The organism is Acinetobacter portensis, from assembly GCF_009372215.1.
Taxonomy (GTDB): Bacteria; Pseudomonadota; Gammaproteobacteria; order Pseudomonadales; family Moraxellaceae; genus Acinetobacter; species Acinetobacter portensis.
On record NZ_LWRV01000023.1, the window covers coordinates 1 to 297 of the forward strand.

The window sequence follows — 297 nt, forward strand, 5'->3', positions numbered from 1 at the left end:
GTATTCTTAATTTGCTAACTGTCTGTATTAGCTATTTAATTATTGCTATGCCATTTTTTGTTCTTTTTGGATGGAGCCATACAGGAGAAGTTTCGAAAGAATGGTGGAAGATGTATACCGACACTTGGACTATCTTTATGGATCTAATTACAGGCTTGTGTTATGGGTTATTTTTAAATGATTTTAAAGTTAAAGAATTGTTAAAGAAAAAAATAATATATTTTAATATATTAGCTTTTGTTTTGATTTATTTGTATTTGTTTCTTTAGAAATATATATTCATAGACTGGATCTGTG

The 297-nt window shown here is 26.9% G+C and carries 1 pseudogene; it reads left to right on the forward strand.

Going from position 1 to position 297, the window contains the following annotated elements:
* A pseudogene (locus A6M14_RS14160) lies at positions 1–269 on the forward strand (hypothetical protein); the annotation flags it as partial.
* Between the last annotated feature and the right edge of the window lie 28 nt (positions 270–297).